This is a genomic window from Cellulomonas sp. P5_C6, from assembly GCF_054049635.1.
Genome location: NZ_JBFULZ010000223.1, coordinates 1 through 6,342, shown reverse-complemented (window position 1 = coordinate 6,342; position 6,342 = coordinate 1). Strand labels below are relative to the sequence as shown.

7 protein-coding genes are annotated in these 6,342 nt (G+C 72.7%); 4 read left to right on the top strand and 3 right to left on the bottom strand.

The features are described from left to right. Nucleotides 1-153 precede the first annotated feature (153 nt). Nucleotides 154-768 (bottom strand): dTDP-4-dehydrorhamnose 3,5-epimerase family protein, encoded by a 615-nt coding sequence (locus ACXJKG_RS18510; RefSeq protein ID WP_456847210.1) that lies wholly within the window; start codon nt 766-768, stop codon nt 154-156. Nucleotides 769-829: 61 nt separating this feature from the next. Between ACXJKG_RS18510 and rfbD the strand changes: the two genes are divergently transcribed. Then, nucleotides 830-1,684, top strand: a complete 855-nt coding sequence (rfbD, locus tag ACXJKG_RS18505) for a dTDP-4-dehydrorhamnose reductase (RefSeq protein WP_456847209.1) — start codon at nt 830-832, stop codon at nt 1,682-1,684. A gap of 1 nt (nt 1,685) precedes the next feature. On the opposite strand, the gene ACXJKG_RS18500 is transcribed toward rfbD, so the two are convergent. Both ACXJKG_RS18500 and ACXJKG_RS18495 read right to left on the bottom strand, forming a co-directional pair. Next, nucleotides 1,686-2,552, bottom strand: coding sequence for a glycosyltransferase family 2 protein (locus ACXJKG_RS18500; protein WP_456847208.1), 867 nt, complete (start codon nt 2,550-2,552; stop codon nt 1,686-1,688). Then, nucleotides 2,549-3,130, bottom strand: coding sequence for a GtrA family protein (locus tag ACXJKG_RS18495; protein ID WP_456847207.1), 582 nt, complete (start codon nt 3,128-3,130; stop codon nt 2,549-2,551). The genes ACXJKG_RS18500 and ACXJKG_RS18495 overlap by 4 nt, the downstream gene beginning before the upstream one ends. Before the next feature lie 74 nt (nt 3,131-3,204). Here ACXJKG_RS18495 and ACXJKG_RS18490 point away from each other — a divergent pair, with 74 nt between their 5' ends. From ACXJKG_RS18490 to rfbB, 3 genes are read left to right on the top strand one after another with little or no spacing between them, the layout of a single operon-like run. Beyond that, nucleotides 3,205-4,221 carry a glycosyltransferase gene (locus ACXJKG_RS18490; protein WP_456847206.1) on the top strand — a complete coding sequence of 339 codons (1,017 nt, stop codon included), beginning with the start codon at nt 3,205-3,207 and terminating at the stop codon, nt 4,219-4,221. Then, nucleotides 4,218-5,162, top strand: coding sequence for an NAD-dependent epimerase/dehydratase family protein (locus tag ACXJKG_RS18485; RefSeq protein ID WP_456847205.1), 945 nt, complete (start codon nt 4,218-4,220; stop codon nt 5,160-5,162). Before ACXJKG_RS18490 ends, ACXJKG_RS18485 begins: the two co-directional genes overlap by 4 nt. Before the next feature lie 37 nt (nt 5,163-5,199). Beyond that, complete coding sequence (gene rfbB, locus ACXJKG_RS18480) at nt 5,200-6,195, top strand: dTDP-glucose 4,6-dehydratase (protein ID WP_456847204.1); 996 nt, start codon at nt 5,200-5,202, stop codon at nt 6,193-6,195. Nucleotides 6,196-6,342 lie beyond the last annotated feature (147 nt).

Here is a 6,342-nt window from a genome sequence, read left to right as displayed (position 1 = left end):
CCGCGGGGGTGGCCTGCGCGGTCTGCGCGGGCAGCAGGCCGCACCCGAGCACGGCGAGCGCGACGACGGTGGCACGTGCGGTCCGGCTGAGCATCGGACCAGGATCGCCCTGTCGGCGTCCCTGGCGGGAGCCGACGCGCCGCCCGGGGCGGCTCAGGTCAACGAGGCGACGAAGGCCTGGACGTCCTCGAGCCGCGGCAGCAGGCCGGAGTCGAGCGCCTCCTGCAGGGTCGGCGCCGCCTCGTCCTTGGCCGAGAACGACGGGGTCAGCGGGCGGCCCGACGGGTCCGTGTCCGGCCAGGCGATCGCGAGCTGCGGGTCCAGCGGGTGCACCCCGTGCTCGCGACCCGGCGCGTACGGCGCGGTGCACAGGTAGCTCACGATCGACTGGTCCTCGAGCGCCATGAACGCGTGCCCGAGGCCCTCCGAGAGCAGCACGGCGCGCCGGTCGACCGAGTCGAGCAGCACGGACGTCCACCGGCCGAACGTCGGCGAGCCCACCCGGATGTCGACGACCACGTCGAGGACCGCGCCGCTCACGCACGTCACGTACTTGGCCTGCGACGGCGGCACGTCGGCGAAGTGCACACCGCGCACGACGCCGGCGTCGGACACGGAGGTGTTGGTCTGCAGCACCGGGAAGGGCCGACCGGTCTCCCGCAGCAGGACGTCCGCGCGGAACGACTCGAGGAACACGCCCCGGCCGTCACGGTGCTGCACGGGCTCGACCAGCCACGCCCCGTCGATGTCGAGCGGACTGACCTTCATGGGTGTTCCCTCCGGAGGGCTCTGGGCGAGGCTCTGTCGTGCGGGCCCGTACGCTGTGCGGGTGCGATGGCTGGTGACCGGCGCGGCCGGCATGCTCGGGTCCGATGTGGTGGACGTGCTGACGGCTCGCGGCGAGGCGGTGACCACCACGGACCGCCGCTCGCTGGACGTCACCGACGCCACCGCGGTCGAGCAGGCGACCTCAGGCCACGACGTGATCGTGAACTGTGCCGCCTGGACGGCCGTGGACGACGCCGAGTCGCGCGAGCCCGAGGCCTTCGCGACCAACGCTCTGGCCGCGGGGTACCTCGCGCGCGCCGCTCGGATCCACGGCGCGACCCTAGTCCACGTCTCCACCGACTATGTAGTCGAGGGCGCCGCCCCGGACCCGATCCCCGAGGACGCCGTGCCGCACCCGCTGTCTGCGTACGGCCGCACCAAGCTGGCCGGCGAGTGGGCCGTGCGAGCCGAGGCACCGGGCCGGCACCTGATCCTGCGCACCGCGTGGCTGTACGGCGCCGGCGGCCCGTGCTTCCCCAAGACGATCCTGCGCGTCGCCCGCGAGCGCGGCGCGATCGGGGTGGTCGACGACCAGGTCGGCCAGCCCACCTGGACGCGCGACGTGGCCGTGCAGGCGGTGGACGCCGTGCTGGCGGGCGTCCCGTCGGGGACCTACCACGCGACGTCGGCGGGCCGGGCGTCCTGGTACGAGTTCGCGCGCGCCGTGGTCGAGGCCGGCGGGCTGGACCCGCAGATCGTCACGGCGACCACCAGCGGCACCCTCGACCGCCCGGCCAAGCGCCCGGCGTGGTCGGTCCTGGACCACGCCGCCAGCACCGCGGCAGGCCTCACGCCGATCGGCGACTGGCGGGACCGGTGGACCCAGGCGTCGGCCGCCGTGCTCGGCGCCGGCTGAGTCAGGCCGCGGTCGTCGTGGCGGCGCTCGCGGCGGGCGCCTGCATGCGGCGGCCGAGCCAGGCGTAGGCGAGCCGCCGGCGCAGGGCGGCGACGCGGGCCATCACGTTCCCGACGACGACGTCGGCCTTGGACACCACGTCGGGGTGCGCGTCGTGCACGCGGGCGTGGAACTGCGCCGCCTGCGAGCTCTGCTCGTCGGTCAGCCGGACGCTCCACTGGGAGCTGCTGACCCGGAAGCCGGCCAGCGTCTCGGGCACGGCGACGAACGTGCCCCGCACCAGGGCGTGCGCGTAGGTGCCGAGGTCGATGTAGTACGGCTGGCTGTCGTCCCACCAGCCCACCTGCTCGAGCGTCTCGCGGCGCAGCATCACGCACATCGGCTCGCCGAACAGGTTGCCGCCCGCCAGGATCGACTTGCGCAGCGCCTTCGCGCCGGACAGCTCGCCCTTCATGCGGCCGAGCCCGCGGCCCTTGACCAGCACCGTGCCGTGCGCGTCGACGATGTCCCGGCGCGAGGCCACGACCTGCGCCTCGGGGTGGTCCTCGAACTGCGCGACCTGGCGCTCGAGCATCTGCGGGTAGAGGACGTCGTCGCCGCAGACGAGCTTGATCAGCTCGCCCGACGCGGCCTTGCTCACGGCGTCCCAGTTGGCCTTGGCGCCTCCGCCCGCGGGCGTGCGCAGCAGCTGGACCCGGCTGTCGTCGGCGAACTCCTGGAGCACCTCCCACGTGGTGTCGCTCGAGGCGTGGTCCGCGACGATGAGCTCGAAGTCCTGGTACGTCTGCCCGAGCACCGAGCGCACGGTCTCGGCGACGAACTCGGCGTTGTTGTAGGCCGGGACGACGACCGACACGGTGGGGGTCATGCCACACCCTCTCGAGGTGTCGCGCTCTCGGGCGCGGTGACGGGGGCGACGACGGGCGGCGCCGGGTCGACCGGCTCCGGCTCGGCGGCGTCGTGCGCGTGCTTGCGCCGGAACGAGAAGTCGCGGTGGCCGAAGTAGCTGATCAGGGCGGTGACGCACGTCACGGCCAGCTGCGCCGGGATGGGCGGCAGGCCGACCACCTGGACGACGAACGGCAGCGCGAGCGCGTTGATGCCGAGGGCGCCGAGGTTCACCACCTCGAACCGCCACAGGTCCAGCCACACGTGCCCGCGGACCCGGAAGACGAACCGGCGGTAGAGCACGAACGCCGTGAGCACCGCGCACACGTGGGCGCAGAGCAGGCTGAGCATGTACGTGTACTGACCGAACCGGTCACCCAGCAGCGACTGGTAGAGGATGAACCAGAACGTCCCCATCAGCGTGTTGATGCCGCCGACGATGAGGAAGGCGACCCGGCGGTCGCGGACCAGCCGGAACAGCGGGCCGAGGTCGCCGTGCATCCCTGCGGGGGGTTCCGTCTCCGGCTCCGCGGGGGTGGCTGACGTGTTCTCCTGCACCCTGCTCTCTTCCTGTGGACCGACGCTCGTGGGGGCGTCCCTGCACGCAACGCCCCACGACTATAGTCGTTGCAGTGACCTCCCCCTCCGTCTCCCCCCTGTCGACGACGCACCGGCTCTCGGTCGTCGTCCCCGTGTACCAGGGCGCGAAGACCCTCACCGAGGTGGTCTCGGAGCTCGAGCAGTACACCGAGGAGTTCGGCACGACGGACGGTCACCGCGCGGTGATCGCCGAGGTCCTGCTGGTCCACGACCACGGCCCGGACGACTCCCCCGCGGTGATGCGCGAGCTCGGTGAGAAGTACTCCTGGGTCCGCACGCTCTGGCTCAGCCGCAACTACGGGCAGCACGCGGCGACCCTCGCGGGCATGGCGTCCAGCGGCGGCGACTGGGTGCTGACCATGGACGAGGACGGTCAGCACGACCCCGCCTTCATCGGCGACCTGCTCGACGCGGCGATGCGCCAGCAGGCGTCGGTGGTCTACGCCCAGCCCACCAACCCGCCGCCGCACGGCGCGCTCCGCAACGCCGCCTCCCGCGGCTCCAAGCGGCTGATCGAGCTGGGCCTGGGCGGCACCGACACCTCGAAGTACCAGAGCTACCGGCTCGTGCTGGGCGAGGTCGCCCGCAGCACCGCGGCGTTCGCGGGCGCGGGCGTCTACCTCGACGTCGCCCTCGGCTGGGTCTCGGGCGAGGCCGGCACCTGCCCGGTGACGTCGCGCCAGGAGCTCGGCCGGGCGTCCGGCTACTCCACGCGCCGGCTGCTCTCGCACTTCTGGCGCATGGTCCTGTCCAGCGGCACGCGCGGGCTGCGGGCCGTGAGCTTCCTCGGCGTGACGTTCGCCGCGGTCGGCCTGCTGTTCGCCCTCGGCCTGGCGATCATGCGCATCGCCGGCGGCGAGTCGGTCCCCGCCGGCTGGACGTCCCTGATCGTCATCGTGCTCGTCGGCACGGGCGCCATCCTCTTCTCGCTGGGGATCATCGCCGAGTACGTCGGCGTCGCCGTGAACATGGCCATGGGCAAGCCGGCGTACCTGATCGTGAGCGACCCGGGCTCGGGTCCGCTCGGGCGCGCGCCCCGCACCCGGTGAGCACCGGGCACGCGCTCGTCGTCGGGGGCGGCGGGCTGCTCGGCTCGGCGGTCCGGCGTGCCCTGGAGGCCCGCGGCACGACGATCACGCACCCGGTCGTGCCCTGGTCCGACCCCGAGCGGGCCGTCGAGGCGCTCGCCGCCGCTGCCGCGCAGGTCGACGCCGACTCGGACGGCGACTGGTCGCTGGTCTGGTGCGCCGGCGCCGGGGTCGTCGGCGCGACGCCCGAGATCCTCGACGCCGAGGTCGCCACGATCGCGGGCGTGGTCGACCGGCTGCTGGCGACGTCGGCGCCGCGCAGCGCGTTCTTCGCCTCGTCGGCGGGCGCCGTGTACGGCGGGAGCGACCTGCCGCCGTTCACCGAGGCCTCGGTCCCGGTCCCGCTCGGCGGGTACGGCCACGCCAAGCTGCGCGCCGAGGCGGAGGTGACCCGGCTCGCCGCCGCCAGCCGCGTGGTGGTCGGCCGCATCTCGAACCTCTACGGCCCCGGTCAGGACCTGGCCAAGAACCAGGGCCTGATCTCCCGGCTCTGCCTGTCGAACCTGCTGCACGAGCCCGTCGGCGTCTACGTCTCGCTGGACACCATCCGCGACTACGTGTTCGTCGACGACTGCGCGGCCCTGGTGTGCGACGCCCTCGACCGCGTCGAGCAGGACGCCGAGCCCGGCGGCGCCGTCGTCAAGATCCTCGCCTCCCAGCAGCCCGCCTCGATCGCGCACCTGCTGGGCGAGTGCCGCCGGGTGTTCGGCCGCAAGGTGCTGGTCCGGATGGCGTCCTCGCCGCTGGCCACCCAGCAGGCCCGGGACCTGCGGCTGCGCTCGGTCGTCTGGCCCGAGCTCGACCGCCGGTCGATGACCACGCTGGTGCACGGCATCCACGCCACGTCGCAGAGCCTGCTCACCGGGCTGGGCGAGTACGCCCGCGCGAACCACGCTCGCTAGACTGCTGCGTCATCCCACGCCTCGGAGGTAACTCGTCGTGCACCTGCTCGTGACCGGCGGCGCCGGCTTCATCGGCTCCAACTTCGTTCACCAGACCGTTCGCGAGCGCCCCGACGTCCAGGTCACGGTGCTCGACGCCCTGACCTACGCGGGTGACGAGCGCAGCCTGGACCCGGTCGAGGGCCGCGTCGTCTTCGCCAAGGGCGACATCGCGGACCCCGACATCGTCGACGCCCTGGTCAAGGACGTCGACCTGGTGGTCCACTTCGCCGCCGAGTCGCACAACGACAACTCGCTGCACGACCCGTGGCCGTTCGTGCGCACCAACGTGATCGGCACGTACCAGCTGCTCGAGGCCGTCCGCCGCCACGACGTGCGCTACCACCACATCTCCACCGACGAGGTCTACGGCGACCTCGAGCTGGACGACCCGGCGAAGTTCACGCCGGACACCCCGTACAACCCGTCGAGCCCGTACTCCTCGACCAAGGCGGCCTCGGACCTGCTGGTCCGCGCGTGGGCCCGCAGCTTCGGCGTGCGCGCCACGATCTCCAACTGCTCGAACAACTACGGGCCGTACCAGCACGTGGAGAAGTTCATCCCGCGCCAGATCACCAACGTGATCGACGGCGTCCGCCCCAAGCTGTACGGCTCGGGCGAGAACGTGCGCGACTGGATCCACGTCGAGGACCACAACAGCGCGGTGTGGGCCATCATCGAGCGCGGCCGCCTGGGCGAGACCTACCTCATCGGCGCGGACGGCGAGGAGAACAACAAGACGGTCGTCGAGGACATCCTCGAGATCATGGGCCTGGAGAAGGACGCGTACGACCTGGTCAGCGACCGTCCCGGCCACGACCTGCGCTACGCGATCGACTCCACCAAGCTGCGCCAGGAGCTCGGCTGGGTGCCGCAGTACGAGAACTTCCGGGCCGGCCTCGAGGCCACGGTCGACTGGTACCGCGCGAACGAGGCGTGGTGGCGGCCGCAGAAGGACGCCACCGAGGCGAAGTACGCGCAGCTCGGACGCTGATCGGAGCAGAAGGGCCCGGCCACCGGCCGGGCCCTTCTGCTCACTTGTCGAGCTTCCACAGCTCCCAGCTGCCGCCGCCCTCGTACTCCTGGGTGGCCACGCGGTGGGCGGCGAGCCCCGCGGTGAGGTCCGTCGGGCAGTTCGGGT